General features: G+C 71.6%; 20 protein-coding genes. 10 read left to right on the top strand and 10 right to left on the bottom strand.

From position 1 onward, the window contains the following. Positions 1-132: 132 nt before the first annotated feature. Complete coding sequence (locus ACFVDP_RS13555; protein ID WP_383488062.1) at positions 133-1,455, bottom strand: SWF or SNF family helicase; 1,323 nt, start codon at positions 1,453-1,455, stop codon at positions 133-135. Continuing rightward, the gene (locus ACFVDP_RS13550; protein WP_383488059.1) at positions 1,452-4,385 is read right to left on the bottom strand and encodes a DEAD/DEAH box helicase; all 2,934 of its coding nucleotides are present in this window, start codon (positions 4,383-4,385) and stop codon (positions 1,452-1,454) included. The genes ACFVDP_RS13555 and ACFVDP_RS13550 overlap by 4 nt, the downstream gene beginning before the upstream one ends. A 320-nt stretch (positions 4,386-4,705) precedes the next feature. Here ACFVDP_RS13550 and ACFVDP_RS13545 point away from each other — a divergent pair, with 320 nt between their 5' ends. Then, positions 4,706-5,743: a fatty acid desaturase family protein gene (locus tag ACFVDP_RS13545; protein WP_383488056.1), complete on the top strand. Its 1,038-nt coding sequence runs from the start codon at positions 4,706-4,708 to the stop codon at positions 5,741-5,743. A 167-nt stretch (positions 5,744-5,910) separates the two neighbouring features. Further along, positions 5,911-6,093 (top strand): hypothetical protein, encoded by a 183-nt coding sequence (locus ACFVDP_RS13540; RefSeq protein WP_383488053.1) that lies wholly within the window; start codon positions 5,911-5,913, stop codon positions 6,091-6,093. Here the strand turns inward: ACFVDP_RS13540 and ACFVDP_RS13535 are convergent. The 4 genes from ACFVDP_RS13535 to ACFVDP_RS13520 form a co-directional block, all read right to left on the bottom strand. Next, positions 6,090-7,481 (bottom strand): tannase/feruloyl esterase family alpha/beta hydrolase, encoded by a 1,392-nt coding sequence (locus ACFVDP_RS13535; protein ID WP_383488050.1) that lies wholly within the window; start codon positions 7,479-7,481, stop codon positions 6,090-6,092. The genes ACFVDP_RS13540 and ACFVDP_RS13535 overlap by 4 nt on opposite strands. A gap of 112 nt (positions 7,482-7,593) precedes the next feature. Further along, positions 7,594-8,457 (bottom strand): hypothetical protein, encoded by an 864-nt coding sequence (locus ACFVDP_RS13530; RefSeq protein WP_383488048.1) that lies wholly within the window; start codon positions 8,455-8,457, stop codon positions 7,594-7,596. Positions 8,458-8,659: 202 nt separating this feature from the next. Beyond that, the gene (locus ACFVDP_RS13525; protein WP_383488046.1) at positions 8,660-9,001 is read right to left on the bottom strand and encodes a hypothetical protein; all 342 of its coding nucleotides are present in this window, start codon (positions 8,999-9,001) and stop codon (positions 8,660-8,662) included. A gap of 230 nt (positions 9,002-9,231) precedes the next feature. Further along, complete coding sequence (locus tag ACFVDP_RS13520; RefSeq protein ID WP_383488043.1) at positions 9,232-9,831, bottom strand: class I SAM-dependent methyltransferase; 600 nt, start codon at positions 9,829-9,831, stop codon at positions 9,232-9,234. A gap of 217 nt (positions 9,832-10,048) precedes the next feature. Here ACFVDP_RS13520 and ACFVDP_RS13515 point away from each other — a divergent pair, with 217 nt between their 5' ends. From ACFVDP_RS13515 to ACFVDP_RS13495, 5 genes are all read left to right on the top strand, one after another. Next, positions 10,049-10,822, top strand: coding sequence for an MHYT domain-containing protein (locus tag ACFVDP_RS13515; protein ID WP_383488040.1), 774 nt, complete (start codon positions 10,049-10,051; stop codon positions 10,820-10,822). A 48-nt stretch (positions 10,823-10,870) separates the two neighbouring features. Continuing rightward, positions 10,871-13,372, top strand: a complete 2,502-nt coding sequence (locus ACFVDP_RS13510) for a nitrate- and nitrite sensing domain-containing protein (protein WP_383488037.1) — start codon at positions 10,871-10,873, stop codon at positions 13,370-13,372. Beyond that, positions 13,369-13,806: a roadblock/LC7 domain-containing protein gene (locus ACFVDP_RS13505; protein ID WP_383488034.1), complete on the top strand. Its 438-nt coding sequence runs from the start codon at positions 13,369-13,371 to the stop codon at positions 13,804-13,806. The genes ACFVDP_RS13510 and ACFVDP_RS13505 overlap by 4 nt, the downstream gene beginning before the upstream one ends. 124 nt (positions 13,807-13,930) lie before the next feature. Beyond that, positions 13,931-14,275, top strand: coding sequence for a DUF742 domain-containing protein (locus tag ACFVDP_RS13500; RefSeq protein ID WP_383488560.1), 345 nt, complete (start codon positions 13,931-13,933; stop codon positions 14,273-14,275). Continuing rightward, entirely contained in the window at positions 14,256-14,858 is a 603-nt protein-coding gene (locus ACFVDP_RS13495) for an ATP/GTP-binding protein (protein WP_383488031.1), read from the top strand. Before ACFVDP_RS13500 ends, ACFVDP_RS13495 begins: the two co-directional genes overlap by 20 nt. A 40-nt stretch (positions 14,859-14,898) precedes the next feature. Here ACFVDP_RS13495 and ACFVDP_RS13490 read toward each other — a convergent pair whose 3' ends face one another. Next, positions 14,899-15,327: a PPOX class F420-dependent oxidoreductase gene (locus ACFVDP_RS13490; protein WP_383488028.1), complete on the bottom strand. Its 429-nt coding sequence runs from the start codon at positions 15,325-15,327 to the stop codon at positions 14,899-14,901. A gap of 118 nt (positions 15,328-15,445) precedes the next feature. Here ACFVDP_RS13490 and ACFVDP_RS13485 point away from each other — a divergent pair, with 118 nt between their 5' ends. After that, entirely contained in the window at positions 15,446-15,859 is a 414-nt protein-coding gene (locus ACFVDP_RS13485; RefSeq protein WP_383488025.1) for a roadblock/LC7 domain-containing protein, read from the top strand. Positions 15,860-16,002: 143 nt separating this feature from the next. Beyond that, positions 16,003-16,911 carry a DUF6397 family protein gene (locus ACFVDP_RS13480; RefSeq protein ID WP_383488022.1) on the top strand — a complete coding sequence of 303 codons (909 nt, stop codon included), beginning with the start codon at positions 16,003-16,005 and terminating at the stop codon, positions 16,909-16,911. Positions 16,912-16,930: 19 nt separating this feature from the next. On the opposite strand, the gene ACFVDP_RS13475 is transcribed toward ACFVDP_RS13480, so the two are convergent. From ACFVDP_RS13475 to ACFVDP_RS13465, 3 genes are all read right to left on the bottom strand, one after another. Further along, the gene (locus ACFVDP_RS13475) at positions 16,931-17,455 is read right to left on the bottom strand and encodes a tetratricopeptide repeat protein (protein WP_383488557.1); all 525 of its coding nucleotides are present in this window, start codon (positions 17,453-17,455) and stop codon (positions 16,931-16,933) included. Positions 17,456-17,460: 5 nt separating this feature from the next. Then, positions 17,461-18,333, bottom strand: coding sequence for an acyl-CoA thioesterase (locus ACFVDP_RS13470; protein ID WP_383488019.1), 873 nt, complete (start codon positions 18,331-18,333; stop codon positions 17,461-17,463). An 82-nt stretch (positions 18,334-18,415) separates the two neighbouring features. Then, positions 18,416-20,989 (bottom strand): DEAD/DEAH box helicase, encoded by a 2,574-nt coding sequence (locus ACFVDP_RS13465; RefSeq protein WP_383488016.1) that lies wholly within the window; start codon positions 20,987-20,989, stop codon positions 18,416-18,418. Positions 20,990-21,122: 133 nt separating this feature from the next. Between ACFVDP_RS13465 and ACFVDP_RS13460 the strand changes: the two genes are divergently transcribed. Next, complete coding sequence (locus ACFVDP_RS13460; protein WP_383488013.1) at positions 21,123-21,917, top strand: metal-dependent hydrolase; 795 nt, start codon at positions 21,123-21,125, stop codon at positions 21,915-21,917. The last annotated feature ends 23 nt before the right edge of the window (positions 21,918-21,940 follow it).

The raw sequence follows: 21,940 nt of genomic DNA, 5'->3' as shown, positions 1-21,940 counted from the left end.
GGTCGTGCGGAGGGCGCCGCCTTCTCTGTGCCTTGCCTGTGCTTCAGCTGTGACTTCCGTGTGTTTCCCCGCGTCCTTTCAGGCGTCACCGCGCTGCCTCACCCGCTTTCCGGTGCCGCCCTCGCGCTCTTCCTACGCCTCGCCGGTGCCCAGCGCGGTGGCGAGCGCTGCTGCCGGGTCGGACGCGGCGGGCCCCACGGGGGCCCAGCGGCCCCGTTCCTTGCGGTACGGCCACCACCGTCCGTCGCGCCCCAGCCGCAGCTGGGAGGCCCCGCCGGAGACCGTCCAGCGCCCGCGCGCGCCCTTGAGCACCGGCCGCTCGTCCTCCTCCCAGGCCCCTTCGAGCGCCGCACGCGCGCGTGCGGCGCTCTTGGCGTCAGGAGTCCATGCGCCCTCCAGTACGGCCAGTGCGGCGGTGCCCCCGTGCTCCCAGGCACGGGCGGCCAGCGCCAGGCCCTCCCGGTCCCGGCCCGACGCCTGCGCGAGCCGGACGGCGACGTGCTCCGGCGGCGCTGCCGCGGCCAGCCGCGCGGCATCCTCCGCGGGCGTCGGCTCTTCCGCTATGGGGCGCTGCTGATGACCGGTGGCGAGCGCTTCGGCCAGCAGCCGGTGGGCCTCGGTGGCGGCCTGCGTGGCCAGGAACTCCAGCGCGTCGACGTCCGTGTCCCCGGGCGGCGCCGTCTCGGTGTCCAGGGCGGGCGGCAGCCCGGGCTCGGCCGGCAGGGGAGGCGGCGCGGGCAGCGGCGGCAGGACGACCGCGGACGCGTAGGCATCGGCGGCGTCCACACCCTCTGCCTCCCGGACAGCAGGCGCGGGGTCCGCGGCGACCGTGCTGCGCACCTGGAGCTCGTCGAGCAGGGACCGCTCGTCCCGCCCGCGCAGCAGAAGCAGCACGAACGGATCCTGGTCGAGCAACCGGGCCACCTGATAGCTCAGGGCGGTCGTGTGCGCGCAGTGGTCCCAGGCGTCACAGTCGCACCGCGGCTCCAAGTCGCCGATTCCCGGCAGGAGTTCCACACCGGCCGCCGACGCGTCCTCCACCAGATGCGGCGGCATCTCACGGTCCAGGAGAGCCGCGATGTGCCCCGACCGCTCGACCGCCATGCCGAGGAGGCGGTCCCAGTCGTCGCCGTCCAGTTGGTGCAGGAGCACATCGGAACGGTGCAGCGCACCGCCGCGGTCCCGCACGAGCGCGGTGATCCGCCCCGGCCGTACCGACACCGCACCGACCGCCCCGGCCCGCGCCAGCGCGCGGCCCGCCTTGAGCTGGCGGAGTTCGAGGGCGGTGTCCTCCAGGGCCTTCAGCCACGCCAGGCCCCACCAGGTGCCCGCGAAGCCCTTGCCCTGCGCGGGAGGCAGCGCGGCGAAGATGCGCTCCTGGGCTGCGGCCTCGTCGGCCTCGTCGGCTTCGGCAGTCTCGTCGAGCGGGTCCTGGTCGTCGTACAGGTCACTCATCGGGCTCCCCCTCGCAGTTCGACCAGATCGGCCAGTTCGGCATCGCTGAGTTCGGTGAGGGCCGCCTCGCCCGCCCCCAGGACGGCGTCCGCCAGCTCCCGCTTGCGGACGAGCATCTCGGCGATGCGGTCCTCGATCGTGCCCTCGGTGATCAGCCGGTGCACCTGCACGGGGCGCGTCTGCCCGATCCGGTACGCGCGGTCGGTGGCCTGCGCCTCCACGGCCGGGTTCCACCAGCGGTCGTAGTGCACGACGTGCTCCGCGCGCGTGAGATTGAGACCGGTGCCGGCCGCCTTCAGGGAGAGCAGGAAGACCGGAACCTCTCCGTCCTGGAAACGCCGCACCATCTCCTCACGCCGCGCGACCGGGGTGCCTCCGTGCAGGAACTGGCTCGGAACGCCGCGGTCCGCCAGGTGTCGCTCCACCAGGCGGGCCATCTGTACGTACTGCGTGAAGACCAGCACGCCCGCGTCCTCGGCCAGGATCGTGTCGAGCAGTTCGTCCAGCAGCTCCAGCTTTCCCGAACGGCCGGCGATGCGCGGCCGCTCCTCCTTGAGGTACTGCGCCGGGTGGTTGCAGATCTGCTTCAGAGCCGTCAGCAGCTTCACGACGAGGCCGCGCCGCGCGAAGCCCTCGGCGCCGGAGATCTCCGCCAGCGTCTCGCGCACCACGGCCTCGTACAGGCCCGTCTGCTCCTTGGTCAGCGACACGGCCCGGTCGGTCTCGGTCTTGGGCGGCAGCTCGGGCGCGATGCCCGGATCCGACTTGCGGCGCCGCAGCAGGAAGGGCCGTACCAACCGGGCGAGGCGTTCCGCCGCCGCCGGGTCCTTGCCGCCCTCGACGGCCTGCGCGTAGCGGGTGCGGAAGGTGCCGAGCCTGCCCAGCAGGCCGGGGGTGGTCCAGTCGAGGATCGCCCACAGCTCGGAGAGGTTGTTCTCCACCGGGGTGCCGGTGAGCGCCACGCGCGCGCGGGCGCCGATGGTGCGCAGCTCCCTGGCCGTCGCGGAGAAGGGATTCTTCACGTGCTGGGCCTCGTCGGTGACCACCATCCCCCAGGTGGCGGCGGCCAGTTGGGCGGCGTCGAGGCGCATCGTCCCGTACGTGGTGAGGACGAACTCGCCGTCCGCCAGGTCCTCCAGGGACCGGCGCCCGCCGTGGAACCGGCGGACCGGGGTGCCCGGCGCGAACCTCTCGATCTCGCGCTGCCAGTTGCCCATCAGCGAGGTCGGACACACCACCAGCGTGGGGCCCGCGGTCTCGGGCGCGGACTGGCGGTGCAGATGGAGCGCGATCAGCGTGATCGTCTTGCCGAGCCCCATGTCGTCGGCGAGACAGGCGCCCAGGCCCAGCGAGGTCATCCGGGCCAGCCAGTTCAGTCCGCGCAGCTGGTAGTCGCGGAGGTCGGCGGCCAGCGCGGCCGGCTGGCCGATCTGCTGGGCGGGGTCCGTCCCCTCGGGGTCCGCGAGCCGGTCCCGCAGGCCCGCCAGCCACCCCGTAGGGCGTACGTCGACCCTGCGGCCGTCCATCTCCGTCGAGCCCGTCAGAACGGCGCTCAGCGCCTCGACCGGGGTGATCTTGCGGTCCTGGTGGGCGCGGGCCCGCCGCGCCTCGTCCGGATCGATCAGCACCCACTGATCGCGCAGCCGCACCACCGGCCGGTTCGACTCGGCGAGCCGGTCCAGCTCGGCGCGGCTCAACTCCTGGTCGCCGAGGGCGAACCACCAGTCGAACGCCAGCAGCGCGTCGGCGGACAGGAACGACGGCGCGTCCGACGCGAGCCGGTCACCGGCCTTCCCGTCGTTCCCGCCCTCCCTGTCTTCTCCGCCCTCGCCGTCCGGCGGCCCGATCACCGCGCGTGCCGTCAGCTTCCGGGCGAGCTCCTTGGGCCAGTGCACCTCGACGCCCGCCGCCGACAGGGCACGCGCGCCGTCCCCGAGCAGCTCGGTGACCTCCTCGTCGGCCAGTTCGACGGCGTCCGGCACGGCGGCCGACAGCAGCGGAGCGAGCGGCGCCCATGCGCGCGAGGCACGCCGCAGCGCGAGGAGCGCGTCCATCCGGGCACGCGCGCCGAAGGCCCGCGCGGCCGGGCCGCTGCCCGCCCACACCTCCGCCGCGTCCGCCATCAGCGTGGGATCGGCGACGCTGTGCATCTGCGGTACCGCCCGGAACGGCAGCCGCGTCTCGTCGTCGGTGGCCTGCGCCAGGCCGGGCACCTCCACCCGCAGAGAGATCCGCACCCCGGCGTCGTGCCCGGCCGCGACATCCGCGGCCCACGGACGCAGCTCCGGCACCCGGCGAGGGCTCCGCGCGGCGAACACGGCGGACCCGGCCGCCGCCGGCGCGGCGGGGGAGCGCGGCAGAGTGTCGGCCACGGCGTCCAGGAAGGCCCGCAGCAGGCGCTCCGGGGCGTGCAGCCGGGGCGGCTCGTATCCGTCCAGCGGGACGGCGTGCGCCTGCGGCGGCAGCGCGGCGGCCAGCTCGCGCACCCGCTCCACATCCTTCGCGCCCAGCGGACCGAAACGCCACGCGTCATGATCCTCGGCGCTCAGCCCGGGCAACAACAGGCCCCGGGCGGCGAATTGCAGTGCCAGCAGGGCGGCCGCACCCCAGAACGCCGTCGTCGGGTCGGCCGTCGCGGCCGCCCGCGCGCGCGTGAGCACCGGAAGCGCGGCCCGCACCGGAAGGGCCACGGCGGGCACGGTCACCCGCTCGCCGGGCAGCACCAGAGGCACCTCGATCCGGGAGCCGGCCGCCGGCAGGGGCACCTCGTCGCCGTCGGGGTGCCAGAAGGCGACGGTGGACGCGCGGGCGGGGTCGGCGGGCAGGAACAGGGCGCAGCAGCGCACGAGTTCCGCCGTCTCGGCGGGTGTGGGCGCGGGATGCGTGTGCTCGGAGATGGCCGCTTCCTCGTTCTTCCGTCTCGAAGGCATCGGATGCTCGAAGTCGTCCGAATCAGTTGATCAGTTGAACCGGATGAAACTGTCGTCTTAGTCATCAAATTTGACTACCCGCTCTGGAGGCGCCGAGGGTACACCCCTCAACCTGCTGGACGGACATCCTCCAGTCGTGACCTGGATCACCCGTCCCCTAAGGGTGTGGCTAACCCCCCGCCCGCGGTGGGTCTGCCCCCTGCGGCACTCGGGTGGTGGCGCCATGGCTGCCCGTGGCCCCGGATCCGTACGTTTTTCGACGTCGGGCCGACGCGTAGCCCGCCGCTTCGCCGCCGCCCATCACAGACCGGAGAACCGCCATGTCGCTGGCCGTCGCCGTACCGCCGTCCCCGCCCGACACGGGCAGCGAGTTCACCCCCCTGATGAGGGACGTCAAAGGGCAGGGGCTGCTCGACCGGCGCACCGGCTGGTACGTGCGCACCATAGCGAGCAACGCCCTCGCGCTCGCCGCCGTGGTGACCGGCGTGGCCCTCATCGGCGGCTCCTGGTGGGTGCTCGCGCTCGCCCCAGTCCTGGCCGTCCTCGGCGCCCGCACCGCGTTCATCGGGCACGACGCGGGCCACTCCCAGATCACCGGCAACCGTTCCGTGAGCCGTGCCATCGGTCTCGTCCACGGCAATCTGCTGCTCGGCATGAGTTACTCCTGGTGGAACCAGAAGCACAACCGGCATCACGCGAACCCGAACCACATCGACAAGGACCCCGACGTCGCCGCCGACGTCCTCGTCTTCACCAGCGGCCAGGCCGCCACGCGCACCGGTTTCCGCGGCTGGCTCACCCGCCACCAGGCCTGGCTCTTCTTCCCGCTCACGCTTCTTGAAGGCCTCGCCCTCAAGGTGTCCGGATTCCAGGACCTGCGCCGTCAGAGCGGGCGCGAGCGCCTGGTGGAGGGCGCCCTCCTCGTTACCCACGTCGTCGGCTACGTCACCCTGCTGCTGACCCTCATGCCGCTCGGCCACGCCCTCGCCTTCGCCGCGCTGCACCAGGCGCTGTTCGGGCTGCACCTGGGGATGGCCTTCGCGCCCAACCACAAGGGCATGGAGATGCCCGACCCCGACGGCGACAAGTGGGGGCACCTGCGCCGCCAGGTCCTCACCTCGCGCAACATCAAGGGCGGCGCCCTGACCGACTGGTTCCTCGGCGGCCTCAACTACCAGATCGAGCACCACCTGTTCCCCAGCATGCCCCGTCCGCACCTGCGCCTCGCGCAGCCCTTGGTGAAGGCGCACTGCCGGGATCTCGGCGTCCCCTTCACTGAGACCGGTCTCGTCGACTCCTACCGCCAGGCGCTGCGGCACATGTATGAAGTGGGGGAGCCGCTGCGGGCCGACATCTGACAGGCTCCCGCACAGGGCACCCCGATCCTGGGCGCCCAGGGGCGCGGGATCAGGGACATCTCAGGGTCGTCCACAGGAACCGTGGACGACGCGGGACCGTTTCTCACAGCAGAGGCGAGCCCGCTCCACCCATCCGAGGGCGAGCCGCCCCGAAGGAGGCCAGACACATGTCGAGGAACGCGAAGATCGCCGTGGGAGGCGTGGCGGCCGGGATCATCCTGCTGATCTGGCTGCCTTGGTGGGCGGCCCTGCTCATCGTGCTGGGCGTGCCCACCGCGGCCTACCTGATGCTCGACCCGTCACAGCGGCGCCGGCTGCGCCGCGTGTCCCGCAAGGAACTCGGGCGCTAGGACACGCCCTGGGCCGAGCCGCCGACGGAGCAGGAGTTGACGACGTCACCGCTCGCGGGCCGCCGCACGGTGTGGTCCGCGGGCGGCTTCGTGCCGTGCTCCACCCACCGGGTGAGCGTGTCGAAGGCGTCCCGGTAGCACGGCAGGATCGGCCGCAGGCGGTCCGGATACGTGTCGGACAGGCCGTCCGTGTGCGTCCCGTCCTGGACCCGGTACGTGCGATGCAGTCGCCCGCGCCCCTGCGTGGCCGTCATGCGCGCGTACACGTCGGCGTCCGTGGCGATCGGCAGCAGCGTGTCCAGATCGCCCTGGAGCGTCAGCAGCGGCTTGCCGACGCGCCCCGTCAGCGCGATGCGCTCGACGGCCCGGCGGACCGACGCGGGGCGCTCCGCGTAGCGGTAGGCGGCGTCGGAGGCACAGGGCGCGAGGATCTGGTCCAGTGTCGAGCCGGCGGAGGCGCCGGGGCAGTTCGGGTCGTACCCCGGGTCGAACTCGGCGCGGTACACCTTCTGTGTGAGACCCCAGTACGCGCTTTGGTGGTAGGGCCACAGGAACTCGGAGCCGCGGGCGAATCCGGCCGCGTACATGTCGTCCGCATCGGCCTTCCCCTGGCCGTACGCCACGGCGGTCGGCAGGGAGGTGAGCAGGCCTGGGCCGTTCGCCGTCCACAGCACGCCCTCCCAGTCGACTCCGCCGTCGTACAGCTCGGGGTGGTTCTCCAACTGCCAGCGCGTGAGGTAGCCGGCGTTGGAGATACCGGTCATGTAGGTGCGCCGGGGCGAGTGGCCGTAGCGCAGGGCGACGGCCTTTTTGGCTGCTCGCGTGAGCTGAGTGGTGCGGTCGTTCCATTCGGCGACGGCGTCGCCGGCACGCGTGCCGTCACGGTAGAAGTCCGGGCCGGTGTTGCCCTTGTCGGTGGCCGCGTAGGCGTACCCCTGGGCGAGGACCCGGTCGGAGACGGCCGTGTCGGTCGAGTACTGCTTGCGGTTGCCGGGCGCGGCGGTCACCACCAGTCCGCCGTTCCAGTGGTCGGGCAGCCGGATGACGAACTGCGCGTCGTGGTTCCAGCCGTGGGTGGTGTTCGTGTGCGAGGTGTCGCGGAAGTAGCCGTCGAGCTGGATCCCCGGTACGCCGGACGGGTTCTGGGTGCCCTTGGCCGTCAGCCCGGCCTGGTCGGCCATGTCGGTGTACGAGGTGCCCGCGAGGCCCGCCGTGGTCAGGTCGTCCAGACAGGCCCGCTGCTGGAAGGCGGCGCCCGGCACGCGCGTGTGCTCCTGCCGTGCGCACCGCGCGACCTGTGCGGTGGCCGTGCTCGCGAGGTGCGAACCGGAAGCGGTCAGCACCACAAGAGCGGCGGCCAACAGGGGAACGACTCTGGGCGTACGCATCGAACGGCCTCCTCATGAGTGGATGAAGAGGCCTCATCGTCGATGCGCGACACACACGCACCTATGGGTCGGAGCCACACCGAGCGTCAGCGCCCTATGTGGCACCGGCGGTTCAGACCGGACGTACCGCCATCTTGTCGAGCGCCTCCAGCAGTCCGGGCAGTTCGGCGCCCCTGCCGACCGGCAGCACCTCGCCCGGTTCGTCGTCGAGCAGGACGAAGGCGATGTCGTCCGTCCGCGCCACCATGGACCAGCCGGGCCCGTCGGCCCGCAGGGTCCGGGCGTCACCGGAGGCGAACGCCGAACGTACGCGGCCCAGCGGCGGCGGTGAGTCCACGTAGGCGCGGACCTCGGCCAGCACCCTGCGGATGCCCTCGTCCTCTGTGGTGTCAGGGGTGCTCGCCGTGGACGCGTCCGCCGCGCCGTCGGGCGTGTCGCCGTCCCCGGCGCCGTCACCGCCCTCCGTTGCGAACTGGGCGTCGTCGATCTGCGCGCGCCACGCGGCCCACTGGAGGGCAATCTCGTCCGCTCCCAGGCGCCGCTGGGCCGGCCCCCAGGTCTCCGTGTCCGGTGGCGTGAGCGGCGGCCCGTCGTCCGCCTCGGGGTCGGGCGCCGGGTCGTGCGGCGCGGGGACGCCCGGCGCCGACACCGCGAGCGCCAGCGGCCAGCCGGGCAGCGCCGACACCATGCTGTTCTCGTCGGGGGAGAGGTCGTACTCCATGCCGCAGTCCCAGGACGCGATGGCGACGGCGACCAGGGACACGTCGTCGACGACGACCGTCCAGCGCGCGCCGTCCCCGTCCTGGCCGAGCACCAGCCCGTACCCGTCGGCCAGCGGCGCGAGTCCCAGCGCGTCACACGCCTCCACGTAGTCGTCGCCGAGCACGCTGGGGAACTTCGCGGGTGTCAGCAGCACCGCGGTCAGTACGTACAGCGCGTCGTCCCCGGTGGCGACAGCGTCGTCCGTCCCGGCCATGCCAGCCTCCCCTGAGCTACTTTCCGTCGGCGTGACCTTAGTCAGTCGCGGACGATGTCGTACAGGGGCGATGACCAGGAAAATCAGTCGCCGCGGCAGGGGTGTACGCGGCTGGTGGACAGCATGTCGACAAGGCGTGTGCGCTTTGTGTGCCTGGTGTGCCTGGTGTGCCGGGAGACCGGGCGAGGCAGGTGGGCGGACGTCAGCCGGCGGGCAGACCGAGGAGGCTGCGCGCGACGGTCCGGGGCGATTCGTCGCGCTCCCTCGCGAGGGCGATGAGCGCCCGGCACGCCAGCTCGTTGACCCCGAAGGCGAGGGCATTGGGGTCCACCCAGCTCACGGCCTCGTCGACGCGTTCCTGGTCGTCCTCGGCGCAGGCCGCCACATAGGCGGCCGCCGCCTCGAACAGGTTGGGCGTCCGCCGTGGTCCGGCCGCCGAACGCGGGGGCCCGGGCGCGGCCTGAGCCTCGTCCCGTCGGCGTTCTTCGCGCCGCGCGGCCCGCTTGCGCCACGTGCTCCATGTCTTGCGGGCTCTGTCGAGCATGAGGGCCACCGTCCTCAGTTGGTCGTCTTCGGCCGAGCAAACGCGTTGATACGACGTCGAGTTGAAGCCATGGTGGCAGAAGGCGGCCGGTCCGACTCCCGGGCGGCAACCGTCAACTCGCCTCTGGGGAAGGCGATGTGAGCATCTCGCGCAGCCAGGTGACTTCGGTGCGGCTGGTGGCTCGCGAGATGGTCAGGATCCCCCGCCGAAAGGGGCCGGATCGACCCTGCTCAGCCCTCGCGCACCGCCAGCGCGAGGAAGCGCGCGTCCTCGTCGACGTACGACGTCAGGCGCCAGCCCGAACGGGCCAACAGCGGGCGCAGACGGGGCTCCGCGCGCAGATCGTCCGGGGTGAGCTGCCGCCCGTGCCGTGCGGCCAGGGCCGCCCGGCCGATCGGATGGAAGAGGGCGAGCACCCCGTCGGGCCGCACCACACGCGCGAGTTCGCGCAGGTTCTCCTCGGGGTGGGGCAGGTGCGAGATCAGGCCCGCCCCGAAGACGGCGTCCAGGGCGCCCGTCTGCAGTGGCAGCCGGGACACGTCCGTCAGCAGCAATCGCCCGTCGCCGTCCCGGCCCGCTCGCACGGCCGCCGCCAGCATCGCCGGTGTCAGGTCGGCGCCCAGCACCGTCCCCGAGGGCCCCACGGCCGCACGCAACGGCGGCAGCGCCCGGCCCGTCCCGCAGCCGGCGTCGAGCACTCTGCTGCCGGGACGCAAACCCAGGGCGGACACCGCTGCCTCGTACGCCGGACCGTCGTCGGGGAAGCGGGAGTCCCAGTTCTCGGCCCGGGCCGAGAAGAACTCCTGCACGCGTGTGGGGTCATCGCTCATGCGGTCCATGATTGCGCAGCCCACCGACAATCACGGCGGCACGGGAAGGGGACGCGGAGTCGAAAGGTCCCCATCCGAACCGAAAGTGTCGCAAGCGCGTACGGTGCACACGTTCGACCCTGGCGCGATCGTTCAGTGCCGTATCTCAGTCATCTTCCAACGTCTTTCGAAATGCGCCCCAGTTGTGCGCCCGCGCCAGGGCTAGCGTCCCTGAGCCATGGGACACCTGGACCACGCCACCTTCGGCTGGCTGACCCCCGTGCTGTCGTATCTGATGGCCTGCATCGGCGCGGCGCTCGGCCTGCGCTGCACCGTGCGCGCCCTCAACTCCACCGGGCGCACCCGGCGCAACTGGCTCGTCACGGCGGCCTCGGCCCTCGGTACCGGCATCTGGACGATGCACTTCGTGGCGATGCTCGGCTTCGGTGTCACCGGTACCGAGATCCGCTACAACGTGCCGCTCACCATCCTGAGCCTCGTCGTCGCGATGGTCGTCGTCGGCGCCGGGGTCTTCGCCGTCGGCTACAGCCGCGAGCGGGGCCGGGCCCTCGCACTGGGCGGGCTCACCACAGGGCTGGGCGTCGCGAGCATGCACTACCTGGGGATGGCGGCCCTGCGGCTGCACGGCAGCATCGGCTACGACCCCCTCCTGGTGGCGCTCTCCGTGGTGGTCGCCGTCATCGCCGCGACCGTCGCGCTCTGGGCGGGGCTCAACATCAAGTCGCCCGCGGCGGTGGCGGTCGCGTCCCTGGTGATGGGCGGCGCGGTGAGCAGCATGCACTACACCGGGATGCTCGCCGTGAGCGTGCGGGTGACCCCCGCCACCACGTCCCTGCCCGGCGCCTCGGCGATGCAGTTCGTCTTCCCCCTCGCGGTGGGACTGGGGTCGTACCTCTTCTTGACCTCGGCGTTCGTCGCGCTGTCCCCGACCGCGCACGAACAGCGGGCCTCCGCGTCGGCCCAGCAGCCTCTGGAGAGCACGGCCCGCTGACCACCGACCGCGCCGCGTCCGCCGCCCCGCACCCCGATAGAGGAGCCCATGCGCCCGTCCCGCAGTACTCCCGGCGAAGGCCCGCCACCGATACCCGTTCCCATGGCGCGCGGACGGCGCGCACACGCCGGACCGCCCGCTGCCGAGGACGCCGCCACCGGCGCCGGGCTCGCGCCGGACACTCGTCCCACGCGCGTGGGACGCAGACACCTGCGACCCCGTACGGTCCGCGCGAAGATCATCTGTCTGCTGATGGTGCCCGTCGTCTCCCTGCTCGCCCTATGGGGTTTCGCGACCGTGGCCACCACCCAGGACATCGCGCGGATCCGGCAGGCGCAGCAGGTCGACTCCACGGTGCGCAAGCCCGCCGCCCAGGCCGTGGCGGCGCTCCAGGCGGAGCGGGAAGCAGCCGTCGGCTACGCCACCGCACCCGCGGCCGACCGGGGCGACGTGCTCAAGCGACTCGGCACCACCACCGACCGTGCCGTCGCCGCCCTGCGAGCCGGCCGGGGCACCACCGTGGCCGACGGCGCGGACCTGCCGCACGGAGTGGCCGACCGGCTCGACGCCTTCGTGGCAGGCGCCGAGAAGCTGGGCACCGTACGCGCCGATGTCCTGGAGCGGCGTACCGGCTGGGCCGCCGCCTACGGGCAGTACACCAGGAGCCTCGACGCGGCCTTCACGGCACTTGGGGCGCTCACCGGCATCCAGGACCCGGCATCGGGCTCCGACGCGCGCGTGCTGCTCGAATTCGGCCGCGCGGCCGAGATGCTGTCCCGGGAGAACGCGCTGCTGACGAGTGCGCGCCTGACCGGAGACCTGGACGAGGCGCGGCTCCGGCTGTTCATCGGAGCCGTCGACACCCGCAGGACGTTGACCGACACGGCCGCCATCGATCTGCGCGGGCCCGAACGAGCCGCCTGGAACCGCCTCGCGGAGGGGAGCGCGTACGGCGACGTACGCGCCGTCGAGGACCGGACGCTCAGCGCACAGCCCGGGCGCAAGGCGCTCGCCGGGGCGGCCACGGACACCTGGGTCGGGGCGCACGCGACCGTGCAGGACGGCATGCGGGCCATCGCGACGGGCGCCTCGGGCGGCGGCGCGGACCGGGCCGGTCCGTTCACCAGGGGGCTGCTCACACCGGCGGGAGCGGCCGTGCTGTTCGGCCTCGTCGCCGTGGCCGCCTCACTGGTGATCTCCGTCCGGATCGGCCGCGGCCTCGTCGTCGAACTGATCAGTCTGCGCAACACCGCCCTGGAGATCGCCCGGCGCAAACTCCCCAACGCCATGAGCAAACTGCGGGCGGGCGAGGAGATCGACGTACCGGCGGAGGCGCCCCAGGGACCACCCGCGGAGGACGAGACCGGACAGGTCTCCGAAGCACTCACCACGGTGCACCGCGCGGCCCTGCACGCCGCCGTCGAGCGCGCCGAACTCGCCAACGGCATCTCCGGCGTCTTCGTCAACCTGGCCCGGCGCAGCCAGGTCCTCGTCCACCGTCAACTCGGCCTCCTGGACACCATGGAGCGTCGCGCCGAGGACCCGGGCGAACTCGGCGACCTCTTCCGTCTCGACCACCTCACGACCCGGATGCGGCGCCACGCGGAGAGCCTCATCATCCTGTCCGGAGCCGCACCGGGCCGCGCCTGGCGGGTGCCCGTCCCGCTGACGAACGTCTGCCGGGCCGCGGTCTCGGAGATCGAGGACTACGCGCGCGTGGAGGTGCGCCACCTCGCCGCCGTCGACGTCGCGGGCGCGGCCGTCGCGGACCTCACCCACCTGCTGGCCGAACTCGTGGAGAACGCCGCCCAGTTCTCGCCTCCTCACACCAAGGTGCGCATCAGCGGTGAGCCGGTCGCCAACGGCTACGCGATCGAGGTCGAGGACCGCGGCCTCGGCATGGGCAGGGAAACCCTCGACGAGGCGAACGAGCGCATCCAGCAGTCCGAGACGCTCCACCTGTTCGACAGCGACCGGCTCGGCCTCTTCGTGGTGAGCCGCCTGGCCCGCCGGCACGACATCAAGGTGAACCTGCGCACCTCCCCCTACGGGGGCACCACAGCTGTCGTCCTCATGCCGACCTCCTTGTTGCACAAGGACGGCGCCACGACCTCCGACGCCCCCCATCCACCGTCCGCAGAAGAGCGCCGCTACGCGCGCGTGCCCGAGCCCGAAGCAGCGTCCATGAACGGTAATCCCGTCCCCGCATCCACTCCTCGCCCGGCTCTCGCCGCCCCGGCGGGACCGGCACCCGAGGAAACGCCGCATCCTCCCGGGGTCACCGCGCTCCGTACGCGCAAACCCCTGGGCCCGGACGGCAACGAGACCGCGGACGACCGTGGTCTGCCGCGCCGGGTGCGCCAGGCCAGCCTCGCGCCCCAACTGCGTACCCGCCCCGAGGACCAGCCCCCTTCCGCGCGCAGCGTTGCGGAACCGGGGGAGCGCACCCCCGAACAGGTCAGGGCCCGGATGGCGTCCTTCCGGGACGGCTGGGTCCGTGGCGGCGGACGTCCACCAGGCAGTGACAGCAGCGGAGGAGACCTCACATGATCAAGGAACCGACCACGGGTACGGCCCACCGCTCCGGCGAGCTCGACTGGCTCCTCGACGACCTGGTCACGCGGGTCACCGAGCTACGGCACGCCGTCGTGCTCTCCAACGACGGCCTGGCCGTCGGCGCGTCCGACGGCCTCGGCCGCGAGGACGCCGAACACCTCGCCGCCGTCGCCTCCGGGTTCAACAGCCTCGCCAAGGGCACCGGCCGGCACTTCGGCACCGGGGGCGTGCGACAGACCATGGTGGAGATGGACGACGGGTTCCTGTTCGTGGCCGCCGCCGGGGACGGCTCCTGCCTCGCGGTCCTGAGCACTGCCATGGCCGACATCGGGCTCGTCGCCTACGAGATGGCACGCCTCGTGAAGCGCGTCGGCGAACACCTCCGCACACCGACCCGCTTCGCCGGACCGACGACCACCGCGGGCTGAGGGAAGCGGCTGACGCCCCATGGACAACGACGCGGACCACGCGCATCACACGGACCCCACTCACGGCAGAAGCCACACTCACGAGGTGCCGGGCAGTCAGTGGTTCGACCAGGAGGCCGGACCGATGGTCCGCCCGTACACGGTGACCGCGGGCCGGACCTCGGCGGGCCCTCAGGGAGCACAGTGCGATCTGATCGCCCTGGTGTCGCTGGATTCCGCCGCGCAGGACGTCCACGACGACACCGCGCTCGGGCCCGAACACCGGTCGATCATCGAGATGTGCCGAGCCGAGACACAGACGGTCGCCGAACTCGCCGCGGGCGCCGAGGTGCCCGTGGGAGTGGTCCGGGTGCTCCTCGGTGACCTGCTCGAACTGGGCCGCGTCAAGGTCAGCAGCCCGGTTCCGCCCGCACGACTACCAGCCGAAACGATCTTGAGGGAGGTCATCGATGGACTCCGAGCACTCTGACGCCACGGCTGAGGGCACCGCCCTGTCCCTGAAGATCCTGGTGGCGGGCGGATTCGGGGTGGGCAAGACCACCCTGGTCGGCGCGGTCAGCGAGATCCGGCCGCTGCGCACCGAGGAACGCCTCAGCGAGCTGGGTCAATCGGTGGACGACACCGCGGCGGTGGCCCGCAAGACCACCACGACCGTGGCGATGGACTTCGGACGCATCACCATCAGGTCCGGTCTGTCGCTCTACCTGTTCGGCACGCCGGGACAGGACCGCTTCTGGTTCCTGTGGGACGAGCTGTCGCAAGGGTCCCTCGGCGCCGTCGTCCTCGCGGACACCCGACGGCTCGAGGACTGCTTCCCCGCTGTGGACTACTTCGAGCACCGCCGCATCCCGTTCGTCGTGGCGGTCAACTGCTTCGCGGGCGCAAGGGCGTTCGGGGCACACGAAGTGGCACAGGCCCTCGACCTCGACCGCGGAACCCCCGTGGTCCTGTGCGACGCGCGCGACAAGGACTCGGGGAAGGAGGTGCTGATCAGGCTCGTCGAGTACGCCGGGCGGATGTACACCGCCCGGCTGCTCGACTCGGTCGGCTGACCGGCTCAGTCGGCTCAGTTGGTTCAGACGCCTGGACGGCTCAGTCGGCTACGTCACCGAGCGCCACGACCTTGTCGACGCGGACACGGACGACGAGTTCGCCGGGTACGCCGTTGCGCCTGCCGAACTCCTCGGCGCGGTCCGCGCCCATGTACCGGCCGCCGATCCGGGTGGCCGAATCCACCAGCTCGATCGGGTCCTCGCTGAGTTCGGCGTGCCCCTGGATCGTCACGAAGGAGAACGGCGGCCGTTCGTCGTCCACGCACAGGGCGACGCGGCCGTCGCGGGCCAGATTGCGGCCCTTCACCGTGTCCTTGCCGGTGTTGAAGACGATGTCGTCGCCGTCCAGGACGAACCAGACCGGCGCGATGTGCGGACTGCCGTCCGCCCGCACCGTGGACAGCTTGGCCGTGCGCGTGCCCTCGGAGACGAAGGCATGCCATTCCTCATCGGTCATCTTGTGTGCCATGAGCCCATCCTGCTTGCCCGGACGGCGACCGTGGGGAAGGCTTGCGAGACAGATCCTCCGGGCAGGGGAGCGCCGTGCCCGGGGACGGGGAGTCACAGGGGAGCGGGGAGACAGGAACATGGCGGAGAACACGGGACTCGGTTGGCTGCTCGACGACCTGACGGGGCGTGTCGAACACGTGCGCCACGCCCTGGTCCTGTCGAACGACGGCCTCGTCACCGGTGCCAGTACGGATCTGGGCCGGGAGGACGCCGAACACCTCGCCGCCGTCTCGTCCGGACTGCACAGCCTCGCCAAGGGGTCGGGCCGGCACTTCGGCGCGGGCGGCGTACGGCAGACGATGATCGAGTTCGACGATGCCGTCCTGTTCGTCACCGCCGCCGGGGACGGCAGCTGCCTGTGCGTGCTCAGCGACGCGGAGGCCGACATCGGCCAGGTCGCCTACGAGATGACCCTCCTGGTCAACCGGGTCGGCGAACACCTCGGGGTCGGCAAGCGACAGCCGGAAAAGACATCCGCCGGAGAGCTCTGACCTGCGGGTTTCGGTTGTGGGGTGGAGTTATCCACAGGCTCGCACGGAGCTCGGTGATCCGCGCTACGGTTTTCCCGGGTGGTCACGGAGAGTGACTGCTTCACATCGTTCGACGGGGGAGAACCATCGTGCAAGGCAACACCATGACCAGGCCCCAAGGCAGTGCGGCGCGTGAACTGGGACTGAAGCGAGGCGAGTTCGACCTGGCGGTGCGGCTCGGCCGGATCCGCACCGTCGCGGCACCGGACGGCGGCCTGCGCCGGGTACCGCGCGAGGAGATCGACCGGATTCGCGAAGCCGAGGGATTTCCCGACGCCCTGCGCGAGCAGGTCCGCGTGGTGGGCACCGCGCAGGGCGCGGCGATCATGGACATTCCGTCGACCCGGTTCACCCGGCTCGCGCGGGCCGGGATGCTGACGCCCGCGAAGTTCTACATCAACCGCTACAAGACCGTGGTCTGGCTCTACTTGGCGCAGGAACTGAGGGAGTTCGCGCGGTCCGAGGTCCATGCCCCGCTCCTGACGGGCCGGGCGCCGGCCCCGATGCGCGCCCGGATCGCGGCCGGGGAGGACCTGCGGCCACGGACCTGGCGGGCCCGACACGCCGTGTATCTGCTCGGCCAGTGCGCCGATCCCTGGGAGCGGGCCGCCGCGATCGCCACGTTCCTCGACGCGGACCAGCTGGCCGAGCTGGTCGAGAGTCCCTACGAGCGGGCCCAGCTGATTCGGTTGCGCCCCCACGAGAGCTGGTACGGGGCGCCGGAGTCGCCGACCGCACAGGTCGTCGAGCGCATCCTCGTCGCCGACGACCCGGCCGAGATCAGCTGGCTGCGGGCCAATCTCCTGCTGAGCCTGGACAAGGCCCGCCGACTCCGCCCGGCCGCGCACCCTGCCGCTGCGGGCCCGGCCGTCCCGCACCCAGCCGTCCCGCGGCCTGTCATCGACGGACCGCTCGCTCCTGCCAACCCGGCGAGCCCCGAGAACTTCACGGTCCCCGCCCCGGCCGGGCCGGCCCGGAGCCTGTGGGGGCGCCTGCTCGGCAGACGAGGCTGAACTCCGGTGTGCAGGAGGCCTATTCGGTGCCGTCGGCGGTGCCGCCCTCGACGGCGTCCAGGTCTCGGGCGTAGTACTCGATCGCTGTCCGGTATCCCACGATGTCCGGGTCGGCGCTGGTCGCGGCCAGCACCGTCAGCAGCAGCCGCATGCCGTCGTGAGCACGTCCCACGTTGTACAGGGCCATCGCCAGGAACGTCTTGAGCGCGTTGTCCTCGGGGAACTCGACGATCGCCTCGCTCAGCGTGGCCACGGCGTCCGTGTGGCGGCCGAGCGTGCGGTAGGTGCTGCCGAGACCGAGCAGGGCACCGCGCCGGTCCTCCGTGGACAGCCCCGGACCCGCGAGCGCGTCGACATAGTGCGGCACCGCGTCGGCCTCCAGGCCGAGGACGTCATGGGCCCACGCCGTCTGATACGCGATACGGGAGTCGTCGGGGAACCGGGCGCGCAGCACGAGCAGTTGCTCGCGCGCCTCCTCCCGGTGGCCCGCCTCGCGCAGCCGCACGGACTGCGCGAGCAGCGTCTCCGGATCGTCCGACGGCATGCCGCTCACGCTCCGAGCTTTCGGAACAGGCCCTCTTGCACCACGGACACCAGCAGCCGGCCCTCGACGTCGTAGATGCGACCACGGGCCAGACCACGGCCACCCGTCGCGATCGGCGATTCCTGGTCGTACAGGAACCACTCATCGGCACGGAAAGGACGGTGGAACCACATGGCGTGGTCGAGCGAGGCCATGTCGAAACCGCGCGGGCCCCACAGCGGCTCGATCGGCAGTCGCACCGCGTCGAGGAGCGTCATGTCGCTGGCGTATGTGAGCGCGCAGGTGTGCACGAGCGGGTCGTCGCCGAGGGGACCGACCGCGCGCATCCACACGGCGCTGCGCGGCTCGGCGCTCCCGACCTCCTCCGGGGTCCAGCGCAGCCGGTCCACGTAGCGGATGTCGAAGGGCTGGCGCCGGGCCATGCGCTCCAGCGCCTCGGGCAGGGCCCCCAGATGGCCCTTGATCTCTTCGGCGATGGTCGGCAGCGACTGCGGGTCCGGAACCTCCCGGGCCGGCGGCAACTGGTGCTCGAAGGCTCCCTCTTCGGGCTTGTGGAAGGAGGCGGTGAGATTGAAGATCGTGCGGCCCTGCTGGACGGCGGTGACCCGGCGCGTGGTGAAGGAGCGGCCGTCGCGGACCCGTTCGACCTGGTACACGATGGGGACGCCCGGGCGGCCCGGGCGCAGGAAGTACGCGTGCAGGGAGTGCACGGGGCGATCGCCCTCGGTGGTGCGGCCCGCGGCCACCAGGGCCTGCCCGGCGACCTGCCCGCCGAAGACGCGCTGCAGGGACTCCTGCGGGCTGCGCCCACGGAAGATGTTGACCTCGATCTGCTCCAGGTCGAGCAGGTCGACAAGCCGTTCCGCGGGATTCGTCATGCGTCGTTCTCTCTCGTGTGGGCGACCGGAGGGATCCGGCGCGGGGACGCGGACGGACCCTGCCGTCCGGCCGACCGGGGTGCTACAGCTGACCGACGTCCGTGACCCGGACGATGGCACGACCCTCGGTGTCGGAGGCCGCGAGGTCGACCTCGGCGCTGATACCCCAGTCGTGGTCGCCGTTCGGGTCGGCGAAGGTCTGGCGGACCTTCCACAGACCGTGCTCGGGATCCTCCTCGATCATGAGCAGCTTGGGACCGCGCGCGTCGGGCCCGGTGCCGAGGTCCTCGTACTCGTCCCAGTACTTGTCCATGGCGTCGCCCCAGGCGTCGGCGTCCCAGCCCGCTTCGCCGTCCATCTCGCCGAGTTCCCCGACGTTGTCGAGCGCGGCGAGTTCGACCCGGCGGAACATCGCGTTGCGCACGAGGACGCGGAAGGCGCGTGCGTTCGCGGTGACCGGCTTGACCTGGTCGGCCTTCTCCTGGGCCTCCTCCGCGGTCATCACCTCCGGGTTGGCGAGCTGCTCCCACTCGTCCAGGAGGCTGGAGTCGACCTGGCGCACCATCTCGCCCAGCCAGGCGATCAGGTCCTCCAGGTCCTCCGACTTGAGGTCGTCGGGCACCGTGTGGTCGAGCGTCTTGTAAGCGCTGGCGAGATAGCGCAGGACGATGCCCTCGGTGCGCGCGAGCTCGTAGTGGGAGACGAACTCCGTGAAGGTCATCGCCCGCTCGTACATGTCCCGGATCACCGACTTCGGCGACAGCGGGTGGTCGCCGACCCACGGGTGGCTCGTGCGGTACGTGTTGTAGGCGTGGAAGAGGAGCTCTTCGAGGGGCTTCGGGTAGGAGACGTCCTGGAGGCGCTCCATGCGCTCCTCGTACTCGACCCCGTCCGCCTTCATCAGGGCGACGGCCTCACCGCGCGCCTTGTTCTGCTGGGCGTGCAGGATCTGCCGCGGGTCGTCGAGCGTGGACTCCACGACCGAGACCATGTCGAGCGCGTACGACGGCGACTCCTTGTCGAGCAGGTCGAAGGCGGCGAGCGCGAAGGTCGACAGCGGCTGGTTGAGCGCGAAGTCCTGCTGGAGGTCGACGGTCAGGCGCACGATACGGCCCGTGGCGTCCGGCTGGTCCAGCTTCTCGACGATGCCGCCGTCGAGCAGCGAGCGGTAGATCGCGATGGCCCGGCGGATGTGCCGCAGCTGCGCCTTGCGCGACTCGTGGTTGTCCTCGAGCAGCTTGCGCATCGCGTCGAACGCGTTGCCCGGGCGGGCGATGACCGACAGCAGCATCGTGTGCGTGACGCGGAAGCGGGAGGTCAACGGCTCGGGATCGGAGGTGATGAGCTTGTCGAAGGTGCTCTCCGTCCACGCGACGAAACCCTCGGGGGCCTTCTTGCGGACGACCTTGCGCCGCTTCTTCGGGTCGTCGCCCGCCTTCGACAGCGCCTTCTCGTTCTCGATGACGTGCTCGGGCGCCTGGGCCACGACGAAGCCCGCCGTGTCGAAGCCGGCCCGGCCGGCGCGACCCGCGATCTGGTGGAACTCACGGGCACGCAGCGTGCGCACCCGGGTGCCGTCGTACTTGGTGAGCGCCGTGAACAGCACCGTACGGATCGGGACGTTGACGCCGACGCCGAGGGTGTCGGTGCCGCAGATGACCTTCAACAGGCCTGCCTGGGCCAGCTTTTCGACGAGGCGACGGTACTTGGGCAGCATGCCCGCGTGGTGCACCCCGATGCCATGGCGCACGTAACGCGACAGGTTGCGGCCGAACTTGGTGGTGAACCGGAAGTTGCCGATCAGCTCGGCGATCTGGTCCTTCTCCTCGCGCGTGCACATGTTGATGCTCATCAGCGCCTGCGCGCGCTCGACGGCCTGCGCCTGCGTGAAGTGGACGATGTAGACCGGAGCCTGCTTCGTGTCGAGCAGCTCGGTCAGCGTCTCGGTGAGCGGCGTCAGCCGGTACTCGTAGGACAGCGGCACCGGACGGGTGGCCGAGCGGACCACGGAGGTGGGGCGACCGGTGCGGCGCGTCAGATCCTTCTCGAACATCGCGACGTCACCGAGCGTCGCCGACATCAGGATGAACTGCGCCTGCGGCAGCTCCAGCAGCGGAATCTGCCAGGCCCAGCCGCGGTCACCCTCCGCGTAGAAGTGGAACTCGTCCATGACGACCTGGCCGATGTCGGCCTGGGCACCGTCGCGCAGGGCGATGGAGGCGAGCACCTCGGCGGTGCAGCAGATCACGGGCGCGTCCGAGTTCACGGACGCGTCGCCGGTGAGCATGCCGACGTTCTCGGTACCGAAGATCTTGCACAGCTCGAAGAACTTCTCGGAGACCAGAGCCTTGATCGGAGCCGTGTAGAAGGTGACCTCGTCACGAGCGAGCGCCGCGAAGTGCGCAGCGGCCGCGATCATGCTCTTGCCGGATCCGGTGGGCGTCGACACGATCACGTTCGCGCCCGACACCACCTCGATCAGCGCCTCCTCCTGGTGGGGATAGAGGGTGAGACCACGCTCCTGCGCCCACGACTCGAAGGCGTCGTAGAGGGCGTCCGGATCTGCGGTCTGCGGGAGCTGATCGATAAGGGTCACGTCACCATCTTGCCTGCCTTCTGCTCCGATCCGGCAATCGGATGCCCGTACGAAGATCACGAAGGTTACGCTGGGTCGCCGACGGGGCGTCAGGGCGCGCACCCCTTCAGGGGGTCAACGGAGCGTCGGTACAAGGGACATGTCGACACGACGCGGACGGTCGGCACAAGTGGGACAGGGGCGGAACAGAGCGATGATGGGACCGGCACACTCGTTGTCAGGAGCGGCGGCCTGGCTGGGGGTGGGCGCGGCGGCGGCAGCCGCGGGGCACCCGATGCCCTGGCCGGTCGTCCTGGTCGGCGCGCTGATCTGCGCGGGCGCCGCCCTCGCCCCCGACCTCGACCACAAGGCGGCGACCATCTCGCGCGCCTTCGGCCCGATCTCCCGATGGCTCTGCGAGATCGTCGACAAACTCTCGTACGCCGTCTACAAGGCGACCAGGAAGCCGGCCGACCCCCGTCGCTCGGGCGGACACCGCACCCTCACCCATACGTGGCTGTGGGCCGTCCTCATCGGTGCCGGGGCCTCGGTCGCGGCGATCACCGGTGGCCGGTGGGCCGTCCTCGGGATCCTCTTCGTCCACATGGTGCTCGCCATCGAAGGACTGCTCTGGCGGGCCGCTCGTGGTTCCAGCAGCGATGTCCTGGTGTGGCTGCTCGCGGCGACCAGCGCCTGGATCCTCGCCGGCGTCCTGGACCAGCCGAACAACGGATCGGACTGGCTGTTCACCGACCCGGGCCAGGAGTACCTGTGGCTGGGTCTGCCGATCGTGCTCGGCGCCCTGGTCCACGACATCGGGGACGCGCTCACGGTCTCGGGCTGCCCGATCCTGTGGCCCATCCCCGTCGGCCGCAGGCGCTGGTACCCGATCGGCCCGCCCAAGCCCATGCGGTTCCGGGCCGGCAGCTGGGTCGAGCTGAAGGTGCTCATGCCCGTGTTCATGCTGCTCGGCGGAGTGGGGTGCGCGGCCGCGCTCAACTTCATCTGAGCCCGGCCGCACACCGCCCCCTG

This window comes from Streptomyces sp. NPDC057694 (assembly GCF_042799415.1).
Taxonomy (GTDB): domain Bacteria; phylum Actinomycetota; class Actinomycetes; order Streptomycetales; family Streptomycetaceae; genus Streptomyces.
Note: the sequence above shows the minus strand (reverse complement) of the source record. Positions and strands in the feature narration are given on the sequence as shown.